The organism is Paenibacillus rhizoryzae (genome assembly GCF_059686995.1).
Genome location: NZ_JCAALT010000001.1, coordinates 869537 through 894283 on the forward strand (window position 1 = coordinate 869537; position 24747 = coordinate 894283).

Annotated in this window: 22 protein-coding genes and 1 riboswitch; of the genes, 7 read left to right on the forward strand and 15 right to left on the reverse strand. The window is 50.5% G+C overall.

Features of this window, described 5'->3' with window-relative positions; all coding sequences use genetic code 11:
* Window position 1: 1 nt before the first annotated feature.
* The 6 genes from AC6ESO_RS03900 to AC6ESO_RS03925 form a co-directional block, all read right to left on the reverse strand.
* A complete protein-coding gene (locus tag AC6ESO_RS03900; protein WP_497090219.1) occupies window positions 2-1672 on the reverse strand; it encodes a hypothetical protein in 1671 nt (556 codons plus the stop codon).
* Window positions 1669-8388 (reverse strand): CLIPPER-2 domain-containing protein, encoded by a 6720-nt coding sequence (locus AC6ESO_RS03905; protein ID WP_497090490.1) that lies wholly within the window; start codon window positions 8386-8388, stop codon window positions 1669-1671. The genes AC6ESO_RS03900 and AC6ESO_RS03905 overlap by 4 nt, the downstream gene beginning before the upstream one ends.
* A gap of 72 nt (window positions 8389-8460) precedes the next feature.
* On the reverse strand, window positions 8461-9093 hold the full coding sequence (locus tag AC6ESO_RS03910) for a methyltransferase domain-containing protein (RefSeq protein ID WP_497090220.1): 633 nt from the start codon (window positions 9091-9093) through the stop codon (window positions 8461-8463).
* A 132-nt stretch (window positions 9094-9225) separates the two neighbouring features.
* Window positions 9226-9726: an NlpC/P60 family protein gene (locus AC6ESO_RS03915; RefSeq protein ID WP_494817451.1), complete on the reverse strand. Its 501-nt coding sequence runs from the start codon at window positions 9724-9726 to the stop codon at window positions 9226-9228.
* A 239-nt stretch (window positions 9727-9965) separates the two neighbouring features.
* Window positions 9966-10421: a cupin domain-containing protein gene (locus tag AC6ESO_RS03920; protein ID WP_497090491.1), complete on the reverse strand. Its 456-nt coding sequence runs from the start codon at window positions 10419-10421 to the stop codon at window positions 9966-9968.
* Window positions 10422-10570: 149 nt separating this feature from the next.
* Window positions 10571-11125 (reverse strand): superoxide dismutase family protein, encoded by a 555-nt coding sequence (locus AC6ESO_RS03925; protein WP_497090221.1) that lies wholly within the window; start codon window positions 11123-11125, stop codon window positions 10571-10573.
* 205 nt (window positions 11126-11330) lie between these two features.
* Here AC6ESO_RS03925 and AC6ESO_RS03930 point away from each other — a divergent pair, with 205 nt between their 5' ends.
* The 5 genes from AC6ESO_RS03930 (at window position 11331) to AC6ESO_RS03950 (ending at window position 16244) form a co-directional block, all read left to right on the forward strand.
* Window positions 11331-12320 (forward strand): Gfo/Idh/MocA family protein, encoded by a 990-nt coding sequence (locus AC6ESO_RS03930; RefSeq protein ID WP_497090222.1) that lies wholly within the window; start codon window positions 11331-11333, stop codon window positions 12318-12320.
* Complete coding sequence (locus AC6ESO_RS03935; protein ID WP_497090223.1) at window positions 12321-13190, forward strand: sugar phosphate isomerase/epimerase family protein; 870 nt, start codon at window positions 12321-12323, stop codon at window positions 13188-13190.
* Window positions 13191-13317: 127 nt separating this feature from the next.
* On the forward strand, window positions 13318-13719 hold the full coding sequence (locus AC6ESO_RS03940) for a DUF2203 domain-containing protein (RefSeq protein WP_497090224.1): 402 nt from the start codon (window positions 13318-13320) through the stop codon (window positions 13717-13719).
* Between the two features lie 190 nt (window positions 13720-13909).
* The gene (locus AC6ESO_RS03945) at window positions 13910-15019 is read left to right on the forward strand and encodes an SH3 domain-containing protein (RefSeq protein WP_497090225.1); all 1110 of its coding nucleotides are present in this window, start codon (window positions 13910-13912) and stop codon (window positions 15017-15019) included.
* A gap of 83 nt (window positions 15020-15102) precedes the next feature.
* Window positions 15103-15204, forward strand: a riboswitch (purine riboswitch).
* An 80-nt stretch (window positions 15205-15284) separates the two neighbouring features.
* Entirely contained in the window at window positions 15285-16244 is a 960-nt protein-coding gene (locus AC6ESO_RS03950) for an EamA family transporter (RefSeq protein WP_497090226.1), read from the forward strand.
* Window positions 16245-16327: 83 nt separating this feature from the next.
* On the opposite strand, the gene AC6ESO_RS03955 is transcribed toward AC6ESO_RS03950, so the two are convergent.
* Complete coding sequence (locus AC6ESO_RS03955) at window positions 16328-16516, reverse strand: hypothetical protein (RefSeq protein WP_494817459.1); 189 nt, start codon at window positions 16514-16516, stop codon at window positions 16328-16330.
* A 202-nt stretch (window positions 16517-16718) separates the two neighbouring features.
* On the opposite strand from AC6ESO_RS03955, the gene AC6ESO_RS03960 reads away from it, so the two are divergent.
* Window positions 16719-17414 (forward strand): N-acetylmuramoyl-L-alanine amidase family protein, encoded by a 696-nt coding sequence (locus AC6ESO_RS03960; RefSeq protein WP_497090227.1) that lies wholly within the window; start codon window positions 16719-16721, stop codon window positions 17412-17414.
* Window positions 17415-17459: 45 nt separating this feature from the next.
* Here AC6ESO_RS03960 and AC6ESO_RS03965 read toward each other — a convergent pair whose 3' ends face one another.
* Genes AC6ESO_RS03965 through AC6ESO_RS03985 form a run of 5 tightly spaced genes read right to left on the reverse strand, consistent with a single transcriptional unit; the run spans window position 17460 to window position 21008 of the window.
* On the reverse strand, window positions 17460-17864 hold the full coding sequence (locus AC6ESO_RS03965) for a DUF350 domain-containing protein (protein ID WP_497090228.1): 405 nt from the start codon (window positions 17862-17864) through the stop codon (window positions 17460-17462).
* A complete protein-coding gene (locus tag AC6ESO_RS03970; protein ID WP_497090229.1) occupies window positions 17857-19197 on the reverse strand; it encodes a glutathionylspermidine synthase family protein in 1341 nt (446 codons plus the stop codon). Before AC6ESO_RS03970 ends, AC6ESO_RS03965 begins: the two co-directional genes overlap by 8 nt.
* A 3-nt stretch (window positions 19198-19200) precedes the next feature.
* Window positions 19201-19503, reverse strand: a complete 303-nt coding sequence (locus tag AC6ESO_RS03975; RefSeq protein WP_497090230.1) for a hypothetical protein — start codon at window positions 19501-19503, stop codon at window positions 19201-19203.
* A complete protein-coding gene (locus tag AC6ESO_RS03980; RefSeq protein ID WP_497090231.1) occupies window positions 19504-19980 on the reverse strand; it encodes a hypothetical protein in 477 nt (158 codons plus the stop codon).
* Window positions 19980-21008, reverse strand: a complete 1029-nt coding sequence (locus tag AC6ESO_RS03985) for an ion channel (RefSeq protein WP_497090232.1) — start codon at window positions 21006-21008, stop codon at window positions 19980-19982. The genes AC6ESO_RS03980 and AC6ESO_RS03985 overlap by 1 nt, the downstream gene beginning before the upstream one ends.
* 369 nt (window positions 21009-21377) lie before the next feature.
* On the opposite strand from AC6ESO_RS03985, the gene pyrH reads away from it, so the two are divergent.
* Window positions 21378-22115 (forward strand): UMP kinase, encoded by a 738-nt coding sequence (pyrH, locus tag AC6ESO_RS03990; RefSeq protein ID WP_494817466.1) that lies wholly within the window; start codon window positions 21378-21380, stop codon window positions 22113-22115.
* A gap of 102 nt (window positions 22116-22217) precedes the next feature.
* On the opposite strand, the gene AC6ESO_RS03995 is transcribed toward pyrH, so the two are convergent.
* The 3 genes from AC6ESO_RS03995 to AC6ESO_RS04005 form a co-directional block, all read right to left on the reverse strand.
* Window positions 22218-22340 (reverse strand): hypothetical protein, encoded by a 123-nt coding sequence (locus tag AC6ESO_RS03995; RefSeq protein WP_256208255.1) that lies wholly within the window; start codon window positions 22338-22340, stop codon window positions 22218-22220.
* Between the two features lie 89 nt (window positions 22341-22429).
* A complete protein-coding gene (locus AC6ESO_RS04000) occupies window positions 22430-23893 on the reverse strand; it encodes an MDR family MFS transporter (protein WP_497090233.1) in 1464 nt (487 codons plus the stop codon).
* Window positions 23894-24012: 119 nt separating this feature from the next.
* The gene (locus AC6ESO_RS04005) at window positions 24013-24627 is read right to left on the reverse strand and encodes a thymidine kinase (RefSeq protein WP_497090234.1); all 615 of its coding nucleotides are present in this window, start codon (window positions 24625-24627) and stop codon (window positions 24013-24015) included.
* Window positions 24628-24747 lie beyond the last annotated feature (120 nt).

Genomic DNA, 24747 nt, shown 5'->3' on the forward strand with positions numbered 1-24747 from the left:
ATTATTCCTCATGGGTTTCGACCACAACCGTAACCTCGTTGGAATAAACCGAGTTGGTGAGCAACTCGCCATTCACTTCGTAACTAAATTGCGCAAGTACACGGAACCTCAGACGGTTTTGGAGTGGATGAGCAGTCAACCGCAGTTGATAGGTGACAATTATCGTCTGGTTCGGTGCCAGTACGCCAATCGGCAGCCCTTCCCCGGGTATGAAAGGAACCTCGACGCCATTCACCCGAACGCTAGCGATTTCCATGCTCGTTTCATCCGGGATGAGTGCGAACAATGTGACGGCGGCCGCATAAGTCCCCGTATTCGTGATGGCTACGGAAACCGCAATATATTCGCCCGGTCCAATGACCGGCGGCGCTGCGCTAAGCTCCGCACGAATAATCGGCATAACTACGGAAGTAGCAACAGCATTGGTTAATACTGCATCTGTAACGACGACGCCACTTGGAAGCCGGAATGCATATTCGACATTTGCTCTATTGATCAGCTCCGATTGGTTGCCTGAACGGGTAACCGTTACAAGGAAGGAAAGAACAAACTGCAAACCGGGCTGCAATGTACCTAGCCGGATGCCTGCATCCGGATTAGCACCGGGCAGCGGACGACCATTTACTTCAGCGCTGCCCTGCGCGAAGAGGGCTCCGGCAGGAATCGCATCGCGTACGGTTACGTCAGCGCCGGTCGTGCCGCTGTTAAAGATGGTAATCGTGTATCGAATAGATTGGCCCACGGTAGCTTGAGATAGACTCGCGGATTTACTGACCGCCAAAGCGGGGCCGGAAACGATCGATGAAACGGCATTCGAGGTGACGGATTGATCGAAAGTGCCGAATTGGAATCTCAACTCGGCACGATTCGATAATTGGGTGTGAACGGGAACATCCAACACAATTACGCTAAATGTCACTTGGATGGATATACCCGGCTGAATCAAGCCAAGTGTAATGCCGGTCACAGGCGAAGCCGATGGAGAGCGAACACCATTAATGGTGACGCTCCCCCGAACGAACAACGTTCCTTGCGGCAGTGCGTCATAGAGCACACTCTGCCGCATCGGCTCTGTACCTTCATTTGCAGCCGTAACGGTATAGACCATCATATCCCCGGTGTACGTGTAAGCGGTATTCACGCCTTTAAGTAAACTTACCTGCTGCACTGTAACAGGCAATGTCACGACATTCGAGCTTTGCGAGCCGGTAATCGTACGACCATCCATCGTTACAAAATAATACTCGGCCGTCGCTTGATTATCGAGCTGACCGGAAGGCGGGGCGGAAACGAGCAATAGTTGGAATACAATCGTTACCGTACTGCCGGGCATGACCTCACCAATCGGTATACCGCCTTCCGGTGTGACGCCCGGTACAGGAGAACCGTCTACAATGACACTGTTCGCAACAAACACGGTACCCGGCGGCAATTCATCTAAGACCGTTACATTTGCGGAGCGATTCCCGCTATTGGTGACCGTGATCTGATACGTAACCGGCAGCGTCAAACCAGCTTGCGTCGATGTGGTAGACAAGACAACGGAAATGACCGGACCGTTCACATTGGTATCTACGATATTCGAGTACGAGAAGCTTGTTGTGCTGCCGGTGGAGAAGGACACGACGGACTGGTTGCGAATCGTCTGCGGCGGGTCCGGGACTGCCATCATACTACAAGCACCTGGAATTGCACGGTAGAAACCGCGCCGACCGCAATCGTACCGATATGGATACTCGTATTCGGGCTATCACCCGGCATCGGTACGCCATTGACGGTGACAGTACCTGCAATGAAGCTTGCACTAGGTGGAAGCGGGTCAACCAGGGTTACGTTGTTAACCGGCGATAAGCCATTATTCGTAACCGTGATGGTATACGTAATCGTATCGCCTACAACAGCATCGATTGCGTTGCTGCTCTTCACAACGGACACATCCGGCGAGGAAACCGGAATGATGACCGTATTCGAGTTTACGGATGCATTAATAACACGGCCATCCGGCGGCGAGAATGTGTACGCGATTGACGCTTGGTTGGCAAGCTGTTGTGGCGAAGGAAGCGCATCGACGGTAACCTGTAACGTGACAAGTACATGGACGGAAGCACCCGGAGGTACAACGCCCACATTAATGCCTGTAACAGGATCAGCTCCCGGCTGAGGAACGCCGCCGACCGCCACGCTGTTCGGGACAAATTCGGCTCCTGTCGGAATGGTATCGAACAGGGTAACAGTCGCTTCGAGATTCCCTGTATTCGAGATGAGCAAGGAGTAAGTAATCGTATCGCCGACTGTAGCATTCGCTGTACTTGCACTCTTCACGACAGACATGATTGGATTATAGACCGGTGTCGTCACGACATTCGACATACCGGTTCCGGAGAACACACCCGATGTAAAGGATACTGTAGACTGATTGCTGATTTGTCCGCTTACAGGCAGTGTATTGACCGTAATGTTAAACGTAACGGTTACAGAAGAAGACGGTGTAATAACGCCAAGCGCAATACCCGATGCCGGGTTCGCATCCGGACGCGGCACGCCGCCTACGATAACCGAACCAGGTACGAACGTCGTACCGGCTGGCACCGGATCGGAGAGAACCGCACTGTTCAGGTTTGCGATGCTTGTATTCGTGACGATATTCGTATACGTGAGGATATCACCGAGAATCGCATCCGTGGCCGAAACGCTCTTCACGATGCTTAAGTTAGGCGATGTGACCGGTATGGTGAGCGAATTGGATGCAGCGGAACGAATGAACGATCTTGAATCCGGCAACGTAAAGGCATAACTGGCTGTCGCTTGGTTGGTTAATTGCTGATTAGGCGGCATTGTGTTGATGACGTATTCGAACGTCGTCAGCACTGTCGCTCCCGGCGCAACAACGCCGACGCTGTACCCGACCGCCGGATCTGCGCCTGCTTGCGGAGACCCGCTTACAATGACGCTGTTTGGCACTAAAGCTGTTCCCGTTGGTGTAGGATCCGTGATTGTAACGGTAGTTGGATAGTTGCCGCTGTTGGTTACGTTAACCCGGTATACGATCGTATTCCCAACGCTGGCCAATGAGCTGTTGGCTGTTTTAACCAGCGTAATAACAGGCTGATATACGGGAGTTGTGACGGTATTAGAGAACGTAACCGCCGAGAATACCCCGGAGGTAAAGCTGACCGATGAGCGATTGCTGACAAGTTCCCCTACCGGAACAGCGGTAACGGTTACGCTGAAGGCGACAGTGACCGTAGCGCCAGCCGGAATGGGGTCAAGCGAAAAACCGGCCGCCGGATTCGCATTTGGAAGCGGCACTCCGTTAATCGTGACACTGCCGGATAAGAAGGACGTTCCTGCCGGAATCGGGTCGGAGAAGATAATGTTGTCGACGGTGGAAATCCCGCTATTTGTCACAAGAATGCTGTACGTCTGAATATCGCCGACCGTGAGTGCCGTTTGTGAAGCACTCTTAACGACATCCACATCCGGAGAGGATACCGGATAGGACAGTGTATTGGATACGGAGGAGCCTGTAAGTGTTCGGCTGTCAGGCAGCGTATAGCTGTAAGCGGCAGCCGCTTGGTTGGAGAGCGATTGCGTTGGCGGCAAGGATGTAATAACAGCGGTAAAGGTGACATTTACTGTAGCGCCGGGCTGAACGGGACCAACGGGAATACCGGTAATCGGATCCGCACCTGCTTGCGGCGAACCCCCGACTATGACGCTGTTCGGGACAAAAGAAAGCTCTGGCGCAAGCGTCGGGTCCGATAGAACAACGGATGCGGCATAGTTTCCGGAGTTGGTGACAGCCATCGTATAGATGACGGTATCACCGACTGAAGCATTTGTTGTACTGGCGCTCTTCACAACACTGATAACCGGCTGATAGACCGGAATGTCTACGCCATTTGAGAAGGAGGAGCTGGAGAATGCCCCGGATGTGTAGGTTACGGTAGCCTGGTTAGAAATGAGTGCAGGCGTCGGTACGGAAACAACCAGTAAGCTGAAGGTAACGGTAGCAGAGCTTCCGTTTGGAATCGTGCCTACATTCACACCTACTGCCGGATTCGCACCTGGTACGGGAGTTCCGTTAACGGCAACGCTTCCCGATACAAACACGGTGCCGCTTGGGATACCATCGATGAAGACGGTATTCGTGATCGGCGCAATCCCGTTGTTCGATACGAGCACTGTGTAGGGGATCGTATCGCCGATCGAAACGGCAGTTGATGTCGAAGTCTTCACCGCAGTCACATTTGGTGAAGACACTGAAATCGAGAGTGAATTCGATAAGGACGTCCCTGACAGCAAGCGCCCGTCAGGCGGGGTAAATTGATAGTTTGCTGTCGCTTGGTTGACGATCTGCTGCGGATTCGGAAGCGAATCTATGACGACGGAGAACATGACGAAGACGGTTTGGTTCACGTTTACCGTGCCAGCATTGATTCCGCCGGAAGGCGTGGCGCTGGGCTGCGGAACTCCGCCGACAATGACACTGTTTGATACGAACGTCGTATTCGCCGGAATCGTATCCGTTACCGTTACGGTGGCAGGAAGATTACCGGTATTGCTGACCGCAATCGTGTACGTGATGGTATCGCCTACTGTGGCAGAGCTTGTGCCCGCCGACTTAACCACGTTAATTTGCGGCTGCGTAATCGGAGTAGTAACGACGTTAGACGATGATGTGCTCGAGAAGCTGCCGGACGTAAAGCTTACTGTCGACTGGTTAACAATTTGATCGGACACAGGCATGATTAGTTTCACCTCATAGGTCACGGTCGCGAAGGCACTCGGTGCCAAAGAACCGATCGGAATACCAGCGGTCTCATCCGCCTGGGGAAGGGCAATACCGTTCACTTTTACACTGCCCGGAACAAAGGCTGTGCCTGGGATCGCTGATCCGACATAGATGATATTGTTGACGTTCGTAATTCCGTTGTTCGTAATGACGGCCGTGTACAGAATCGTATCGCCGGTCGTGATATCTGTTGCGGCTGTGCTAAGCACAACCGATACATTCGGTGCGGATACCGGGATGGTTACCGTATTCGAGTTTGCCGAGCCGTTTACCACGCGTCCAGCCGGTAGGGTGAAGGTGTACGCGGCTGTTCCTTGGTCCACAAGCTGCTGCGGGCTGGGAAGCGAATCGACGGATACTTGAAACGTAACCGTCGATGTTTGAAGCGGCGGTACAATGACGCCGGGAATACCAGTAACGGGGTTTACGCCCGGCTGTGGAACGCCATTGACAAGGACTGAGTTCACAACAAACGTCGATCCTGCCGGAATGTTATCCGTCAGCGTCACGTTAGCGCTGATATTGCCGCCGTTGCTGATTTGCAGCGTATATGCGACGGCATCCCCGAGTGTAGCAGCTGAAGAATTTGCGGTCTTGGAAACCGCGAGTATCGGCGAATAAACGGGGATATTCACCGTATCGGAGAAGGACGTCCCCATAAATGCACCGGAGGTATAGTTGACTGCAGCCCGATTGGATAAGACGGCAGATGTCGTAAGTGACGTCACGCGAACCTGGAAGCTGACGATCGTAATCGCCGACGGCGCCAGCGTCCCGATCAGAATTCCCGCCGCAGGATCTGCGCTTGGAACCGGAATACCGCCAACGGTCACGCTGCCTGTAATAAATGTAGAGCCATCCGGAATCGGATCCGACACGAATACTTGATTAACGGGCACAATGCTATTGTTTGAGACGATGATCGTATACGTAATTACATCGTTCAGGGTCGCTTCCGCGAAGTCAGCGCCTTTACTAATGCTTACGTTAGGCGCGGAAGCGGGAATGGAAACCGTGTTCGAGCTGCCGCTTCCGTTCATCACACGACTGTCCGGCAACGTGTAGGTATACGTAAAGGTACCGAAATTGGTTAAGGTAGGCGGATTAGGCAGCGATTGAAGCACCACTTGAAACACAACACTCACTGTGCTTCCTGCAGGAACTGGCCCGACCGGAATACCGGTTTGCGGTGTAGAACCCGGCCTTGGCGAACCGTTGACGGTGATACTGTCAGCAACATACGCCGTTCCGGAAGGAAGCGTGTCGGTCAACGTGAGCTGCGCTGCGAAATTGCCTGTATTCTGAACGGCAAAGGTGTACGTTAACGTATCGCCTACCGTCGCACGGGTCGTATTCACCGCTTTCTGCGCCGAGATGATCGGCTGAAAGACCGGAACCGATATCGTATTCGATAGGGAGGAACCGTTAAATGTGCCTGAGCTATAGGAAACGGTAGCTCGGTTGTCGATTTGGGCAGGTGATGGCAGCGAGGTGACAGTGAGTTGGAAGACGACTGTTACGGATGCTCCGGATGCAATTGTACCGATGGAAATACCGGCGGCAGGATTGGCAGTAGGCCTTGCGACTCCGCCTACGATGACCGAACCATCTATAAAGCTCGTTCCGGTCGGGAACGGATCGCTGAAGACGACATTCGAAACCGCGGCAACCCCGTTATTGGAGATGAGGGTTGAGAACGTTATCGTATCGCCGACTGTCGTAGCGGTGCGATTCGAGCTCTTCACCACGTTAACATTCGGCAGTGAAACAGGTATGACAAGCGTATTCGACGTGGCTGATCCGCTAAGCGTTCTGCCGCTGCCATCAGGCGGCGAGTAGGTATAGGATGCCGCTGCCTGATTCGTAATTTGCGGCTGAACAGGAGTCGGCAGAGAGTTTACAATGACTTGAAAGGAAACCGTCGTTGACCCGCCGGAAGGAACTAAACCGATGGGAAAGCCGGTGACCGGGTTTGCGCCGGTTTGGGTGACACCATTTACTTTGACGCTGTTCGGGACAAAGGTCGTACTTCCAGGAATATTATCCGTAAACGTGGTTGTCGCGCCAATACTGCCGGAATTGGATACAAGCACGGAATACGTTACGGTCGTACCAACGGCTGCGTTCGCCGTATCTGCGCTTTTGACCATCGTAAGTACAGGTGAATAAACCGGTGTTGTAACGGTATTCGAAGGGATGACACCGCTAATAACGTCCCCGCCGGCTACGCTTTGAAAGGTGAAAGCGGCTTTGGCGACGTTTGGAATTTGAGGCGGATTAGGCAGAGAGGTGACCTTTGCTTTGTATGTAATGGTTACGGAGCTGTTCAGGGCAAGGGAACCTATCGGCACGCCTGCTGTGATATCGAAGGTAGGCTTAGCGACGCCTGCTACAACAACACTGCCGGCTACAAATGCGGAGCCGGTTGGAAGGGCGTCTGAAACGACGACGCTTGCTGCGTTCGCATTACCTGTATTGCCGACCGTGACCGTATACGTAATCGTATCGCCAATGACTGCTCCGGTTACGTTCGCACTCTTGGATGTAGTGATATTCGGCGCGTTAATATTGATCTGCAGCGCATTGGCATTGACGACATAGGCATCCCCTGAGGTGGTTAGCGTCAATACAGCCGAGGATTGGTTGTTGGCTAAGTTGGCAGATACATTGACGTTCGTGATGTCCCAGCCTTGCCGGCCGCCGGTAATATTCGAGCCCGGTGCTCCGTTAATCTGATTTCGCGCCCCAAACGTGCCGGTCGTATTCAGCGCACCGGAATCGTCATTAATCTGAGAAGCGAAGAAATTGTTGGCGAAATTGTTAGTTCCGGATAGAGCAACCTGTGTGCCGGTTGTCGGACCGAATAGCGCCTGGTCGCCTGTGCGATTCGCATCGCCTTCCTGGGCGCTGAATAATGCTCTGCCGCCTAGCGCCCCTGAGACCGGGGTAGCGAATCCGGTTATGGTCGTAACAACCGGGGCGGAGGTGGATTGAACAAGCACGGCTCCCACGCGCAGCGACATGTTTCTAAAAGGCAGCGTAGGATTCTGATAGATGACTGCGAGCGTCCAGCCTGCATGGTTGGCCGTAGGATCCGTAACCGTTATGGTTCCGACAACGGCTCCTACCGTATACGTACCGGCACCGCCTGTCGTGATCTGCGAGGTTACGTTCGCCGATCGCGTATAACCAAAGGCGCCGCTGCCGAGATCGAATGTATTTGCGGTTGCCGCGTCAGGTGTGACGCTGACGTTCGTCGAATTCGGCAAGGTGAGTGTAACGGGATTGTTGATGGCAGCCGATAGATTGACGCCGGGTACGATATACGTACCGCCCCAGATCAATTCCGCATACAGCACTGTACTGCCTGCCGGCAGCACAAGAATGGCAGATGAGTTGTTGAGCAGATAGTTGTTGGTCGTTCCAAAGGGATAGGTACCGAACCGAACTGCTGTATTGGTCGTGACGAATGCGCCGATACTGTCTTGGGTACCGGGAACCCCTTCCACCGTGGAACGGCTTAGACCGAGCGTGTTACCGGTGAAGGTAATCGCGCCGGTTGCGTTGAGGGTAGCCCGAACTACTAGTGCAATGCTCCTCGCCCCCCCTTAGGATTGCTTTTCATATCATGAAGTTTGCACACTAACTCAAACATATGCACCTTTTTAAGGGGCTATGCTGCTACGGAGCATGGTTACCGCATGAGGCTCAGGGTGAACTTCATTACACATCGCCAACCATTCCTCGTCCGTCATCGGCGCCTTCACGACGACAAAATAATACAGAATCTCATCTACAACGTTAGCCTGAAGCTCTTTGAGAACTTCGAGCTCATCAGGCTCGTAGAGATCGGTTAAATAAGGGGCTTGATAGAAAAGCTCCATACGAAGCAATCTGAAATCATAAGGCGGAGGCGTAACGTAGCTGTACGGCGATAGGGGAGGGCAGATCGGTTTTCCCGGAGGTTGTTTAAAAGATGACGTCATATAACGAGGTGTATGTTCATCGAAGCGGTGTTTTAAGAAAGGATTCGAGCTGTGACGAAAATTGTGCGCATATGGGCATAGCAAACAAACGACGCTCTTATGAACGCAGACACGGTATAACTCTCGCAGCGCAAAGTTTAAGTTATCTACATAGGGCAGCATGCGGCTCACGGCAATGAAATCGATGGAGTTATCGGGAAACGGAATTTCAGTATTCAGATCACTGACCAGATTGATACCCGGCAATGCATAACGGTCAATCCCGTAACAGTCAGGGAGCTTATTGGCGCCGCATCCGATATCCAGTTTCATTGTTCGAACCCCCTTACACCCGAATACTCTACTAGCTTCTAGTGTATGGAGTCCAAGGCTAGCCTGTATATACGCTTGCCCAACGAAACGAAAAACGTGCAGAGCACCTAAGTGCCCTGCACGTAAATTGACCTAAATGACATCGCGAGCCGTAATGAATGTTTTGTCCCAAATGCTGCCTTTGAAGGTGGAAATGGTAACGCCGATTCCGACGCGGTACGTTTGAAGTACTTTGCCGTTTCCAATATAGATGCTGACATGATTGATTTTGCCGTCACGATTCGTATCCGAGAAAATAAGGTCGCCCGGTTTCAGGTTGCTTTTCAGCACCCTAGTTCCTTTAAGGGCTTGCTGTCTGGACGAACGCGGGAGGCTGATGCCATTCTTCTTATAAATGTATTGCACGAATGAAGAACAATCGAATGCGCTTGTAATGCCGGATTTGGCACCGAATTTGTAAGGAACGCCCATATATTGTTTGCCCTTATTAATGATGTTTTTCGCTACGACAGAATCGGATGCTGCGTGTGTCGTCTTCGGCGTAAGAAGCATGCTTCCGGCAAAAGCGATAGATAGGCTGAGTGCTACACCTGCTAGTTTTCTACCTATACGCTTGGTTGTTGTGTTATTCATGTCTTCCTCCTATTAATTGAGAGTATAGTGTGATTACTGGATGCCAAGATCACCTGGAGACCACTATACCACAGCAAAAAAAACCACTACTTACCAATGTGGAGGAAAACTCTTCATTACGAACGCTTTCACTGACATTGTTAGAATACGATTAGAAAACATTCATGCAATTCCCATTGACAATGAGAAAAGGCCAATCAGAAAAATCCTGATTGGCCTCTTACCTAATAAAGTATGGTTTAAGTGCGTTTAATGAGCGTGAAATCATCATAATGAAAGCCCGGTGCTACCACGCATGAAACAAATACAGGTTCATCGCCGAGCGGCTTGGCCATCTGCCAAACATTCGCCGGTACTAACGCTTGCGGGCGCTGGCCTTTGGCGATATCCGGACCAATAATAATCTCTTCAGTCGTTTCCGGATTCTCTCCGGTACCGCCTAAGCGGAGCAGAAGCGGGCTGCCGGAGTGCCAGAGCCACAGCTCATCGGACAATACGGTATGCCAATCCGATGTTTCTTCCGGATGCAGGACGAAATAGATGGATGTTGCAGCTACGCGTGCGCCGGAATAGCGCTCGCCCAGAATAGCTTGCGGAATCTCGAATGAGGCTTTCCACAATTCTTTGTACCAGCCGCCTTCCGGATGCGGTTTGAGGTCCAAGGATTGTACAAGCGGTGATAATTCTTTGGTTATCATCAGTTTGGTTTGCTCCTTTAGCTTTTCTCTGTATTGGATCTATAAGTCCATCTCCATGTTTCAATTTAACGTATGACTCGTCCAATTGTAAATGGCCATGAACCTCGATTAAGTGAAGGCCATGGCCACGAATGGTTTACATGTCGTTATTGAATAACGCCGCATACAATGCGATTGCCTGAATTTCCGGAAGGGTCGGTCGCGTAGTCATCGGCTTTCTCGTGGATCACAAGCGCAGTGCCGCCTGCTTTCCTAAGGGAGTTCGGTTGGTTCGGTGCCAATGTAATGATTCGCGTCTCGATATCCACTTTAACGGAACCATCCGCTGCAACCGTGATATTCGGCAGATCCCCAACATGGAACCCTTTTGGATTGTTGAATCCGTGCTGCTTGGTCTGCGGATTGAAATGCGCACCGGCTGTTTTGAAATCAGGTGCTTCACATTTGCCGGTTTCGTGAAAATGAATGCCATGTACGCCGGGCGGCAGGTTTGTCGCTTCAACATGAAGCACGACGGCATCATTCTTCTGGGTTAACGATGCCATTCCGACGTCGGTGCCGGCTGCCCCAATTAGTTTCACTTGCACGACGGTTGGCGTCGTTTCTTGAACGGGATGCGCGCCGGCAGGACCGCCAATCGTTGCGGCAAGCAGGACGAAGCATACGGCTGTTCGCGTTGTGTGTAGCAGAGTTCTTCTCATTGCGCTGCGTAATCCTCCTGTGAATTAATCTCCTAGCTCTTGCTTATCATTGCCTACTTTATAATTGCCCAAACGTGGACATTGCTTAGCAGATCTTGTCGCATATTTGGATTGGTAGCAGTCATGTTTTGTGGTAGCTTAAGGTGGAGATGTCTGATTTAACCAAATGCTATATCTATTCCAAGCAGAAGCGGGAGGCTGAATGATGAGCTTGATTCGAGTTGGGATGATTGGAACCGGCGGCATTGCGGGGTGGCACGCGCGCCAGCTGACGGAGTTAACGGAAGTTCGAATTGCAGCGATAGCGGATCCGAATGCAGCAGGCAGAGAGCAGTTTATGGCTCAGCATCAATTAGGGGATATTCCGGCATTCGCGGATTACGCCGACATGCTGAATGAGGTGGAACTGGATGCGGTAGTGATTTGTTCTCCGCATACGCTGCACTTCGAACAGGCTAGTGCTGTATTGCGCAAAGGGCTTCATGTATTAATCGAGAAGCCGATGACTTGCTCTTCCGAGGAAGCGAAAGCACTGATCGAACTGGCGAATGAAGCGGGTAAAATCATGCAAGTATCGTATCAGCGGCATTTTCAGCCCGAATTTCTCTATATCCGGGATGCGATTGCCAGAGGCGAGATCGGCAAACTGACCTCGATTACCGCTTCTCTGTATCAAGAGTGGAAGCAGGGCACTCCGGGTTCCTGGCGTCAAGACCCTGCGCTCTCAGGCGGTGGATTCTTGATGGATTCCGGCAGCCACATCATTGATGTTCTGCTATGGACGACGGGTCTGACGCCGATTGAAGTCAAACCTCAGCTGCATATGCATGGCACGCCCGTTGAAATCGACACCTTCACTTCCATTCGATTTGCCGAAGGGGCTGTTGCCGGTCTGAACCTTGTTGGTTACGCCCCTTGTTGGCATGAGACATTTGTCTTCTGCGGTGAAGAGGGCGGGATCTTCTATGATAACGGCCGCATTACGCTTCGCCGTTTGAGACAAGAGCCTATCGTTCCTGAACTGCCTGCTGCATCGACCAACCAGGACAAGAGTTTTATTGACGCCATCTTGGGGCGCCATGACGTGCTTGTTCCAGGCGAGTATGCGCTAAAAGTCGTGAAATTATCCGAGATGATTTATGAAGCTGCCGGTTATTCTCCATTGGGACATTTGGAATCAGAGGAGGTAAGTTAAATGACATATTCGATCGGTATGCGAATTCCGCCCATCATTGGCCGCACAGGCATTAAACAAACAGCCGCATGGGCAGCGGAAATCGGACTCGACATCTTGGATCTATCCGAGCTGACTCCGGAAGTGAAGCAAGCCTGCAGCGAGTTCGGAATTGGCATCGGTTCCGTCGATGCTCGTCACACAGCGCAGCTGCTTAGCCGCGATGATAATCGCCGCTCAGAAGCGATCGAAGCAACTAAGCGCCAAATGGACACCATGGCTGAGCTTGGCGGAAGCGTCCTGTTTATGTGTTTGGTTCCGGAAGATCTCACGCTTCCGCGCTCGGAAGGCTTCGCAATTTGGAAGGATTCCTTCCCGGAAATCGTTCGACATGCCGAGCAGCGGGGCATCTATATCGCCATCGAAGGCTGGCCGGGGCCGGCGCCTCATTATCCGACGCTCGGCTGCACGCCGGAAATGTGGAGAGCGATGTTTGAGGCGATTCCATCGAAGCATTTTGGCCTCAATTATGATCCTTCCCATCTTGTGCGCCTTGGCATCGATTACTTACGCGCTTTATCGGAGTTTGGTGAACGCGTTAATCATTGTCACGGTAAGGATACAGAGCTGCTAAATGAAGAGTTGTATGAATCCGGCGTATTATCGGCTACATTCGGCGCGAAATACGGCTTCTCGGAAGGCTCGTGGCGTTACACGATCCCCGGTCACGGAGCTGTCGAATGGAGCAAGGTAGCCGTGCGTTTGGATCGTCTAGGGTATAAAGGGGCGATCAGCATTGAGCTGGAGGACCATCGTTTCTGGGGAACCTTGGAGCGGGAGCAGCAGGGAATTGCGAAAGCGGCACAGCATCTGCGGACTTATTTTAAATAAAAGGAGGAACGAGAATCGGAGTGTCGCTCGTGGACACCTGGTTCTCGTTTTTCATGCGAACGAACTAGGCCGAGCGCCGTTTGACCTTGTTCGTTCGATTCTAGTACACTTAATGTAAGGAGTGGATATGAAAGTGGACCAAATTCATTTTACATTAAGCGAAGCGAATGCACTATTGCCGCAGCTGCAGGAAGACCTGCTGAAGCTGCAGCTGCTGACGCAGCAATTCGAAGAAAAGTTTGATGAATTGCAAGTACTGAAGGCGAGTACATCCAGAGAAAACGACGATCCATTCTTTGAAGTGGAGAGCCAGCTTGAATTCATGAGGATGGAAATTGATCTTCACATCGGAAATTTTGATCGAAAAGGCGTTTTTCTCAAAATGATCAACCCCGGATTGATCGATTTTCCCTCGATTCTCAATGGTGAGGAAATTCTAATCTGTTGGAAGCAAGGCGAAGAGCGAATCTCTCACTATCATGGCTGGAATGACGGTTTTATGGGGCGCAAGGCGTTTCCGGAAGCGTGAAAAAAGATTAAAAAACACTCATAAAGGAGCCTGATTCACTCAGGCTTCTTTTTTGTTCGCCATAGTAGGAATGTCCATCGACAAAAGTTCATATTTTTCTTACAGAAGGTTTGACATGCTTTTCAGAAGATAGCATTTACAATCTAACCTATATCGGAAAGGCCCTTAAATCCAAGGAAGAGGTGTTTCAATGACTAGAACCATCCAGTGGAATGTAGTGGCTTATATGATTTGTGCGTTGTTTGTAACTACGGTGATCCTATCCTTTACCTTTACGAATGCACTGTGGAATTCCCAAATAGCAGGTTTATCTGCTCCGCGCTGGCTCCATCATCAGACAGTCACATCCCAAACGACCCTATCACCTGCCGCAGAAATCACGCATCTTCCGAAATCCATGTTCCAACCCGCTACAATCATCCCCAAAGCAACGGCTGAAGTTGCTGAGCCGATTCGCAAGATCCCCGTACCTGCAGCGCCTGTCGTAGTTTCAAAGACGGCGAATCCTCTTCATACATATAAAGTAACCTCATTCTACCTCAACGTACGTTCCATGCCTGATGCAAGCTCGAAGATCCTGACAGAAGTGAAGCAAGGCGAATTGCTGCAAGTTGTGAGCATGACCGAAACCGGATGGTTATCGCTCAAGGGTGGCGGGTATGTACATGGCGGTTATGCAGTGGAAGTACCCCAAGCAGCACAAACGAATGCAATGCCTGCTGACCAAGTGAAATCAGCTAAAGCGGAAGTATCTACATTATCTGTGATTCATCAGACGGTCAAGAAGGTGAATGCGCCAACGGCTGCTATTGATAATTTACCCGTGAAGAAGAAGCTTGTAACGCCTCTTGGGAAGCTGGCGAAACCAACATCGAAGGTGATGTCCGACTCGGGACTAACCAAAGAGCAAATCGCGACAATACTGAAAGGAACTAAGCTTGCCGGTCACGGAATCGAAGCAGCCGTTCTTGCGATTGAAGATAAATACGGCATCAATGCTTTCTTCACCATCGCCGTCATGAAGCTTGAAAGCGGTAACGGGTCGAGTAGACTGGCGCAAAATAAAAATAATTTGTTCGGATTAAACGCCATCACCGGCAAAAGCGCATATAAAAAGGCCTTTACCTTCGCCACCAAGGGGGAGAGCGTAAGGAAATTCGGACAACTCCTCTCGGACAATTACGTGGAGCGAGGCTATACCACGATCGAGAAAGTAGCGAAGAAATATTGTCCTGCAAACGGCCGCTGGGCAGGGCATGTCCGAAGTATCATGCGAAGTGATTTTCTGAAATTAGCGTAATTACCGTCAATCTCCTGTTGACAGAAGCTCACGAGTCATGTTACATTTCCATGAGTGATCACAAGTAATTGCAACGGAAAATATACTTAACTTCATAATAAATTCGTATAACCTCACGAACCAATAGGGTGAGGGTATCTACAGGAAGCCTTAACTTCCTTACTACGAATACGGAATGATCAGGTGATGATTCTGTATTTGTGGTAAGGAAGTTTTTTGTATTGTTTATTGAATATACGCAAGTGTCGAAAGGGGCATCTTAGATATGAAATATATGATTTCTGTATTTCTTGGCGCGGTCAGTTACGGCATATTGTCGACGATCGTAGTGAAAGCATATGGAGAAGGATACAGCTTAGGCGAGGTTGTAGGTACACAGCTGCTAACGGGATTTATTTTATCCTGGCTGCTGGTCATTATGCTGAAAGTGCACACTAAACGTCAAGCTGCGGATTCAACTGAACCGGCTCAGAAACCAATTGGCTTAACATGGAAACAACGTTTCATGCTGATGTCGGCAGGTATTCCGACGGCGATGACAGGTTTGCTGTATTATCAGTCATTGCGCTACATTCCGAATTCACTTGCGATTGTGCTATTGTTCCAATTCACGTGGATGGGCGTTCTCATTCATGCAATCAGCACACGCAAACGTCCGAACGGTATTATGCTGCTCACGCTTAGCATCTTGTTCGGTGGAACGCTGCTCGCTGCCGGAATTATGGAGCAGGGGATTTCGGAGTTCAACCTGCTTGGTATTACGCTTGGCTTGCTCGCAGCAGTCAGCTACTCGCTCTTTATTATTTTCAGCGGAAAAGCCGTACCGAGTGTTCATCCCGCTCAGCGAAGCTTATGGATGATTACGGGTGGATTAATCTTCGTGTTTATTCTATTCCCGCCGGTCTATCTGTTTAATGGCGTGATCTGGAGCAGCTTGCTGCTGTTCGGTTTCCTGCTTGGTCTGTTCGGAGCTTTTATTCCTCCCGTATTATTCGCGGCAGGTGTTCCGCATATCGGTGGAGGCATGGCTGGTATTCTTGGCGCTTCCGAACTGCCTGTAGCGGTCATGCTCTCAGCGGTTGTCCTGCATGAACAGGTTAGCGCGCTGCAGTGGGCAGGCGTCATCCTTGTATTGCTTGGCGTTGCTCTTCCTGAGCTGGTTAAGGGATCAAGAAACAAAAGCAAAGGCAATGCTCGCAAGAAACTCGAATATTCTGCCGGTTAATTTGTTCGTTGACTGGGTTGAGAAAATAAGTGAAGCCCGATTCCACAAGGAACGGGCTTCATGTTTTGTTTCCGAGTTATAGGCTACTCTTCGTCTTCAGCTTCATTAGCCGCAACGTTAGCCGCAGTTTGGTTCGAAGCCGGGTTGTGCTGGAATACTTCAGCCGCTTCTTCTGCGGAGAACTCGGTGTCTGCTGCACCCGCAACCGGAAGCTTGTTTAATGCCACGGATTGCACGTCTGCTTTCGAAACTTCATTTTGTCCGTTTGCCATGTGTGTGTGATCCTCCTCATTCTTGTAAATTGCAACAGACATTAATGTACCCAAGCAGGTATCGATCTTATGCATGACGAATTGAAAAATTAAACTTTTTATCGATTTAAGCCGTTATTAAGATTAGCTTCATTTCAATTTTAGGTCGAGCTGGTATAGTTGTGGAGCACCAAGATGCAAATGTAAGGAGGAAGTTTCTGAAATGAAGAGAAGAAAGAAGAAGTCACCCGGCACTGCCTTACTTGCTTTAATCGTCTTTGCCGCGGCTTTATTCATATTCCAAGCTCAGAATCGTGCCAATGGATCAAGTGAACATGATGAAGCAGCAGGGGAGCCGATCGTCGCGAGTCAGAACTTGCTTCTTGCCGGCAAAACGATCGTTCTGGATGCCGGACATGGCGGGAAAGACGCCGGTTCGATCGGGCAGCAAGGGACGTTCGAGAAGGATGTCACCCTGCAGACGGTTCTTCACATACGGGACGAGCTGCAGAAGAGAACAGGGGCTAAAGTGATCCTTACTCGCCCTGACGATGAAACCGTATCGCTTGACGAGCGTGTGGAGATCGCAAATGAATCGAACGCAGATGTATTTGTAAGCATTCATTACGATGCCTTCGAATCCAATGATGTAGCTGGGATGACGACATACTACTACAATGATGCCGATCTCGGCCTTGCGGAGCTCATGCATAGCGAGCTTGTGAAATCCATCGATGCTAAGGATCGCGGCGTAAAGGTTGGCAATTATCAAGTCATACGTGAGAACACCAGACCGGCGCTGCTGCTCGAGCTTGGGTATATTTCGAATCATGCGGAGGAAGCGCGTATGCAGTCAGCCGCGTTTCAGGAAACGGTGTCTAGTGCGATTGTATCGGGTATTATAGATTTTCTATCCTAATCGAAAGAGGCACAAGCGATAAACACTTGTGCCTCTTTCTTGTCCTTACATCAAGAACGTTCCGATTACAATCGACGATCCGAGAATAATAGCGCGGAGCAGTTGAGCAACGGACTTATTGCCTTTGGCGATCTCTTCGCACACGTTTAGTTTAGGGGTAAGGAAATCAAATAGGATATAAACAAGGCAGAGCAGGAGAATACCAATCCCCGACCAGATCAGCATCGCTTCCCAGTCATGAGAGCTGTACGATACCATCGCTACGATGATGCCTAGACCGAGCAGCTTGCTGCCCATGTAAATGCCTGCAGCCTCGTTTCCTTTCCGGATTTCCTCCCAGTCGTTGAACCGCGTAAGCTTACTAAATACGAATGCACCAACCAACAGTGCCGCGAGCAAAATAAGGATGCCAATTCCTACATTCAACAGATCATTTCCAAAGTTATTCACGTCTTGATCCTCCTTGGGTTGTGTATGTAATTGCAGCCGGACAATAATAAGCCATATCTCCGGTAATTCGTCCGCCAATTCGAGGCAGAAGGCCGGCGTAGTGTCCGCCTATGACATAAGCTCCCGTCAGCAGATAGCCGTCGAAGGGACCTTCTTCCGTCTCAACACGAGCCTCTTGCATCGTGAACATCTGCTGGTACACTTTCGGCTGGTTGTCATAATAGTCTTGAACCTCTACAAGATCTGCTTCTTCATGACCCCACTCCGCTTGCTGGAATTGTCCTTCACCATCATAGAGGGAGGTGCCTTTGCCTTCGCGTCCCCAATATCCTTTGGCTACATAAGGTGTACCGTCTTGCATGAACGGAGCTGGATCATAATAAGTCGGGAGCAGGTAGTGCTCTATATCTTCGATATCGCTTTGATCGAACAGAGGGAACCCGACGAATTCTTCGGTTTGATCTCGACGTTCATAGAGCGACCAAATCAGCGCCATAAACCCTTTGCTTTGCGTAATGATGCTTTGTGCGGGATTAATCAGCCCAAGCTTGCCCAAGGCAACAAGCTGAATTAAGGCTTCACCGATCGGCTCGTTGCCATGTTCATCGTCTGTATCGTGAATTAAATATTCGAGCGGATATAAGCGATATAACACGGCAATGCGCTGACCGCCGGCATAGAGTCCGTCTCCCGGAATGATTTCGAGTTCTTCAAGGGGAACGTAGAGTGTCTCATATCCGAGCTCATTGACTGCCTGCATCAAATACTCCGTATTCGTACGATCCTCGAGATGCCAGCCATAACTGGAAAATACGATCGGACCCGATAAACCTTGCTTGGCGTAATGCCGAATCAGTTGGTCGAAAGCGGTCTGAATCTCATTGCGCATCCCGATTGAAGCGGCTGTATACGAGGAATAAGCATGAATAAGCATTTCTGCCAGATAAGCCGTTTCAGGAATGCCTGTCGGCGTATCGGTGTTATTTTCGATGCATTTCATGCCATGCGCGTTGATGATCCAATCCTGTCTGGAAACACCGTGATACGGAACTTGCATTCGTGCTGCAGGTAAGAGAGAGGGATGGAGTCCTAATTGCTGAATGAGAAACGCATCGGGCAGATAGTGTTGAGCGAAGCGCAGTCCCTTCCAGTAAATCCGGTCAACCGCTTCGGAAGCGGCTTGCAGCGCGGCTGCTTCTTCGGGTTGGAACAGCGTTACGGCAGGAAGACAGTATTGCTTGCCATTCATCCGGTGATAGGGGATATTGCGGGCAATCTCACCTCTAAATATCTCCTCATGGGTCCCTTCGAGCTGCACAATCCGGTTCATCATGCCTTATCCTCCACTGCTGTGGCTGCCGCTGCTGCCAAATCCCTTGTAGGAGCCGGAGCCGCTGCTAGAGCCTTTGACAACACCGGAGCTGCTAGAACCATTGTCGCTGTACGTCGGATTCTTAGTCGTAGAACCGCCGCTAGAGTAGTAGGTGCCGCCGGTACCGCCGTAATAACCATCATCACAATTCTCGTAGTTCGGGTCGCAGTTATAGCTGGAGCTAGTGTTACAGCCGCTTAACGCGACAGGCACAGCAAGCAGTAACGCGAATTTCAGCACCTTGGCGGATGTAATCTCGTCTTTCATTTAAACGTGAACCTCCTTCATGTACAATAGGACTTTGTTGCGATCATCATCGAGCACGGAATACAAGGACTCGAAGGTACGGTTTTGCTTCACCAAATAATGATCGAGAAGCAGCCTAGCGATATCTTGCGACCCTTGCGTGCGAACCAGCTGTTCGCCGAGCTCGAAGGATCGGCCGTTCCAATAGAGGAATTCCGTTTCCAGGAACACAGATCGGTCACAGCGCTCAAGCAGGGCCGGTTTAATATCCGCGCCATAGCTCTCCAGATCGCCGGTTTGGAAAGTAGCTGCATAGATCAGATGAACACCGGTATCTTCGGACTCATGTGAACTGTGGTGGAGCAGCCTATTCTGGATGACCGTTGCATTAACGAGTTTGCGGACGAACAGTTCATCCGTATCCACGGAATATTGCTTGAGCGTACGCACTACTCGCTGCGATGTTTCATTCCACTCTTGATAACTAATCGTATGCATTAAGCGCGCACCCCTTTGGTTATAGTCTGATAGACTTCGACTTCACAGACGACGAAGAGCTTGGCGTCCGCAGGAATGGGAGCATTCAGCTTCGTGTTAATGGACATGTCTCCGCGATCGGAGATCAATGTCGCGCCTTGCTTCAAGAGGGCGAGGAAGGCATCCTCATACGTTTTCCACTCCGGCGAGACGACTGGTATCGGGAACACATCCGCGCCATGTTGGCGACTAAGCAGCTGCGTGAAAATTTCTACGCTCCCGTCGTTTAGAGCCGATCGAACCGCAAGTCTTGCAACGGCATCATGAGAGAGGACGAATTCATTCACTTTGACATGCTTGAAATTGTGGATATGCTTCTCGAGCATAATCTCTACGGTCGTATGTACCTGCGGAGCGATGCTTTCGATGCTGGAGGCAATTAGCAATGATTTGCCGTCGACTAGCGAGGACTCATCGATGCGATAATCGGCGAAGATGATCGCGGCCTTCGCGCTGGCAATGCCCGCTTGCTCCAAGATTTCGCTGGAGCTGGGATCACCGTTTACGAAGTGTACATTATGTTGCTCATAAGGATGTTGATCGATGGCATCTATAATCACGATATGAGTAGCAGGAGAGATGGATAGCAGCTCTTCCACCGCGTATCTGGCTTTCTTGCTCCAATTGATAAAGATGACGTGCTGTTTGCCTGAATAGGTCAACTTGCCAGCTCTCCTTTGTCGATGATACTGTGAGACCGAATCTATGATTTTGCCGATGATCAAACTGAGTAGACCGATACCGAACACATAAATAAAGAGGGTAAGCACCTTGCCTGCGAACGTATGCGCGAAATAATCGCCATACCCGACTGTAGCCATCGTGGTCATCACCCAGTAAAGCGCGTTGAACCACGATTCGAATGTATCCGGCTCCAACCAGTAGGCTAACGTAGAGAGGATCAGCAGGAAGGCGAGGAAGAGTATGGCGACAGCTGGGTTCTTAAGCCTGAGCAGCTTCAACGACAGCGTGTGCAGAAATAGCGGCATATAAGGGATCCTCCTTCTCTGTTCAGCGTCGCAGTGTACGTTTAACCCGCGAAGCCCTTTACAATAGTACACTATTTCAGTTCATACGAGAACCGTATCCATAGGTGTCAATTTCTTGAAAAATGGACAAAAGGATACAGTACAAAAGTCGGTTATTTGAGTCGGGCATGAGCATAAATGTGTATTGTTTATGAAGGTTGTTTTCCTTTATAATCAAGCATAGTAAACGAATGGAGGCGAAGCCCATGCTAATCAGAGAACTAGGACAAGGTGAGCGTGATGCTTCGTTAGCCATTCCAATTCCATATGTGATCCGTAAACACTAAGGCAGCTGCTTTAGTGTTTTATTTTTGTCCAAGGAGGATTGTTATGAGCACATACAAGAGGGTACTTATCAAGTTAAGCGGCGGTGCTGTTGCAGGCAGCAGCGAGTTTGGGTTTGATCCGAGCAGACTGGAGCATATCGCGGGTGAAATTTTGTCGGTGGTGAGCAAAGGTGTTGAGGTATCCTTGGTTATTGGCGGAGGCAACATTTTCAGAGGCAATATGGCGGAGAGCTGGGGAATTGAGCGCGCGGAAGCCGATAATATCGGCACTCTTGCAACGGTAGTGAACAGTTTGATGCTAAGAGGTGTGCTAAAGGCGAAATGCAGCAACGAAGTACGCGTCATGACTGCCATTCCGCTCACTTCAGTGGCAGAACCCTATATCCGACTGCGCGCGATCCATCATCTGGAGAAAGGGTATATCGTCATCTTCGCAGGTGGGAATGGCCAGCCTTATGTCACAACGGATTATCCTTCTGTACAGCGGGCGATTGAAGTGAATTGCGATGCACTGTTCGTAGCGAAACAAGGGGTAGACGGTGTATATGAGGCTGATCCGAAGAAGAATCGGGACGCGCGGAAATTCCAATCGCTCCACTATAACGACGTTATTAAGAATGACTTGCGGGTAATGGATCAGTCCGCGTTCCTGCTTGCGCGAGATTATAAGCTCCCCATTCATGTGTTTAATTTCGATGAACCGGGTTCGATGGCAGCCATATGTGATGGCGAGATGATCGGTACCTCTATCAATAGTGAATCTGTTATGACTTTCGCTTGATTCAAGGGAGAACGCACGGTGCCTCCTCGAACACAATAAAAAATGGCTGTCTCAAATGTGCGAAGTTGCACGATTGAGACAGCCATCTCTTTATTCAATGACTCAGCAGCTATTACCTTGAGACTTGTTGTCGCTCTCTTCCGAGAGCTTCTCTCCGTATTGATCCAGGCGTCCCGGGTGGGATGCCGGACCTTTCTTCTTCGGTTTGCTGTTTCGACCTGTCATGGTAATGCTCACCTCCGTCATCCATAAGATGAGCGGAGGGAGCTGAAATCATGCACCGTAAAGCAATTTACGGCTTGCGTGCGACAAGATTACCCCATATCCGGTACATGAGCAGGAGTCGGGACACCGCTAGACCGAGGACGCTTCAAGGTGACAGCGAGCAGCAGACCGAAGATCGCCAATCCGGCAAGCGCTAAGTAAGTGTCATGGAAACCGTGTGCCATCGCATCCGGCATTGGCTTCTCGCCTTCAGCCACGTGATGGGTTGTACGGCTGACGATTAATGTGGTTAATCCAGCAACGGCAAACGACGTAACGACTTGCTGCGCAGCGCTTGTAAGCGATGTAACCCTGCTGACCAAGTTGCTTGGCGCAGATTGAATGAGATGCGTGTTCAGCGCCAGGAAGGACAATCCCATTCCCATGCCGAGCATGGCTCGGGGAACAAGGAACATCACGGCACTGTCGGTTGGATCGATGCGCGAGATGAGGAATGCGCCTACCGCAACAATCGACAAGCCGGTGACCACTAGCGGACGAGCGCCGATTTTGTCGTATAATCGGCCTCCTATAGGCATAAACACCCCGGCGGCAAGCGCTTGAGGCAATGTCCACATGCCGGCATGGAACGCGCTCATTCCCATGAGCTCTTGCATGAAGTAAGGCACGGTGAAGATAATGCCGAACATGACGAACTGCAGCACCCACTGGACGATAATGCCGCGCGTAAACAAGGGAGAGCGGAATACACGAAGCTCCAGGAGCGGTTCTTTCTTGCGTTTCAGTTCAACGATGATAAAGAGAATCAGCGATACGGAACCAACGGCAAGACCGATAATGGTCTTATCCGACGTCCAGCTTGTAGAGCCTTCGCTTAGTCCGTAGGACAATCCTGCGAAAGCAAGAGGTCCGAGAATAATGCCCCACATATCAAGCGAAGTGAATGACTTCTTCGGCAGTTTCGGCAGCAGCGTTACGCATAGGATGACGCCGAGAATGCCGATCGGTACGTTGATGAAGAAGATCCATTCCCAGTGGACATAATCGACGAGATAGCCGGCTACGATCGGTCCGAGTGCAGGCGCGAGCAGAATAGGCATTCCCATAAGTCCCATAATCGAGCCTGCTTTCTCAGGAGGGCTGAGCTGGTACGTCATTGCGAATGCGATCGGAAGCACCATACCGCCGCCGAGACCTTGCAGAACGCGGAACATAATAAGCTGTTCTGCTGTCGTTGCCAGCGCGCAGAGCACCGAACCGACTGTAAAGAGAATGAGTGAAATGATGAAGATTTGCTTCGAGCCGAACCGGTCTGTCATCCAGCCGGCTAGCGGAATGACGGCTGCTTGCGCCAGCGCATAACCGGTAACGGTCCACTGCACGGTGCTCAGCGTGCTGTCAAAATCTTTCACAAGAACAGGGATGGCTACATTGACAGCGGTGCTGTCAAGGATAACCATGAAGATGCCGACAATAATGGCCAATAACGGCCCTACAAGTTGTCGCATAGAGGTAAAAGGGATAACAGGTGAATCTGATCGCGCAGCGCTCATGGCAGCCTCCTTGTATAGAAAATCAACCTACTTTTACCACTTTACTTTCCAGTACTCGGGTTGTCAAAAAGGTTCTGAAAATAACAAAAGAGAGGCTTAAATCGCCTCTCTGCGTCTTCTTATTCGGTTTCGGATTCCGGCTCAACCTCGCGGAACGCTTGATTGTAACAGCGTCTGCAAACCGGCTTATAATCTTCATTGCCGCCGATCTGGATTTGCTCGCCCGCATTGACCGGCTGTCCATCGCGGAAACGGATCACCATCGTTGCTTTCCGATCGCAGAACCAGCAGATGGTCTTGATCTCTTCGATCTTATCGGCTTGCACGAGCAGGTTATAACTGCCTTCAAACAGCTGATTCTGGAAGTCGTTCTTCAGTCCGAACGCCATAACCGGGATGTTCAGCTCATCAACAACCTGGGTGAGCTCGATAATATGGTGTTTCTTCAGGAATTGAGCTTCATCGATGAGTACGCAGTAAATTTTCTTAGGACCGGATGAAGTAGATAAATGCGATTTGACGCTTTCATACAGGTTCGTATGTTCGTCGACCGGGATGGCGGCCCGCTCGAAGCCGACTCGTGAGCCGACCAGCTCAGCACCGTCTCTTGCACTGAAAGAGGGGGAATAGATGAGAACTTGCTTGCCTTGTTCCTCGTAGTTGTGGGCTACTTTAATAATTTCAAATGATTTCCCACTATTCATCGTGCCGTATTTGTAATAGAGCTGTGCCATCTGAATCTCTCCTAAGCAATATCGTCCTTTACTTATTTAACATATTTAATTGAAAGTGACAAGCCTGTTATGCAAACGAAACAGGCTGCCGGGCGGTGCCGGCAGCCTGCAGGAATGCGG

What these genes read in the sequence shown, in the direction of transcription:
- AC6ESO_RS03900 (WP_497090219.1), bottom strand. Translation starts at nt 1,672, where the DNA reads ATGATGGCAGTCCCGGACCCGCCGCAGACGATTCGCAACCAGTCCGTC.
- AC6ESO_RS03910 (WP_497090220.1), bottom strand. Translation starts at nt 9,093, where the DNA reads ATGAAACTGGATATCGGATGCGGCGCCAATAAGCTCCCTGACTGTTAC.
- AC6ESO_RS03915 (WP_494817451.1), bottom strand. Translation starts at nt 9,726, where the DNA reads ATGAATAACACAACAACCAAGCGTATAGGTAGAAAACTAGCAGGTGTA.
- AC6ESO_RS03925 (WP_497090221.1), bottom strand. Translation starts at nt 11,125, where the DNA reads ATGAGAAGAACTCTGCTACACACAACGCGAACAGCCGTATGCTTCGTC.
- AC6ESO_RS03930 (WP_497090222.1), top strand. Translation starts at nt 11,331, where the DNA reads ATGAGCTTGATTCGAGTTGGGATGATTGGAACCGGCGGCATTGCGGGG.
- AC6ESO_RS03935 (WP_497090223.1), top strand. Translation starts at nt 12,321, where the DNA reads ATGACATATTCGATCGGTATGCGAATTCCGCCCATCATTGGCCGCACA.
- AC6ESO_RS03940 (WP_497090224.1), top strand. Translation starts at nt 13,318, where the DNA reads ATGAAAGTGGACCAAATTCATTTTACATTAAGCGAAGCGAATGCACTA.
- AC6ESO_RS03945 (WP_497090225.1), top strand. Translation starts at nt 13,910, where the DNA reads ATGACTAGAACCATCCAGTGGAATGTAGTGGCTTATATGATTTGTGCG.
- AC6ESO_RS03950 (WP_497090226.1), top strand. Translation starts at nt 15,285, where the DNA reads ATGAAATATATGATTTCTGTATTTCTTGGCGCGGTCAGTTACGGCATA.
- AC6ESO_RS03955 (WP_494817459.1), bottom strand. Translation starts at nt 16,516, where the DNA reads ATGGCAAACGGACAAAATGAAGTTTCGAAAGCAGACGTGCAATCCGTG.
- AC6ESO_RS03960 (WP_497090227.1), top strand. Translation starts at nt 16,719, where the DNA reads ATGAAGAGAAGAAAGAAGAAGTCACCCGGCACTGCCTTACTTGCTTTA.
- AC6ESO_RS03970 (WP_497090229.1), bottom strand. Translation starts at nt 19,197, where the DNA reads ATGATGAACCGGATTGTGCAGCTCGAAGGGACCCATGAGGAGATATTT.
- AC6ESO_RS03975 (WP_497090230.1), bottom strand. Translation starts at nt 19,503, where the DNA reads ATGAAAGACGAGATTACATCCGCCAAGGTGCTGAAATTCGCGTTACTG.
- AC6ESO_RS03980 (WP_497090231.1), bottom strand. Translation starts at nt 19,980, where the DNA reads ATGCATACGATTAGTTATCAAGAGTGGAATGAAACATCGCAGCGAGTA.
- AC6ESO_RS03985 (WP_497090232.1), bottom strand. Translation starts at nt 21,008, where the DNA reads ATGCCGCTATTTCTGCACACGCTGTCGTTGAAGCTGCTCAGGCTTAAG.
- pyrH (WP_494817466.1), top strand. Translation starts at nt 21,378, where the DNA reads ATGAGCACATACAAGAGGGTACTTATCAAGTTAAGCGGCGGTGCTGTT.
- AC6ESO_RS03995 (WP_256208255.1), bottom strand. Translation starts at nt 22,340, where the DNA reads ATGACAGGTCGAAACAGCAAACCGAAGAAGAAAGGTCCGGCATCCCAC.
- AC6ESO_RS04000 (WP_497090233.1), bottom strand. Translation starts at nt 23,893, where the DNA reads ATGAGCGCTGCGCGATCAGATTCACCTGTTATCCCTTTTACCTCTATG.
- AC6ESO_RS04005 (WP_497090234.1), bottom strand. Translation starts at nt 24,627, where the DNA reads ATGGCACAGCTCTATTACAAATACGGCACGATGAATAGTGGGAAATCA.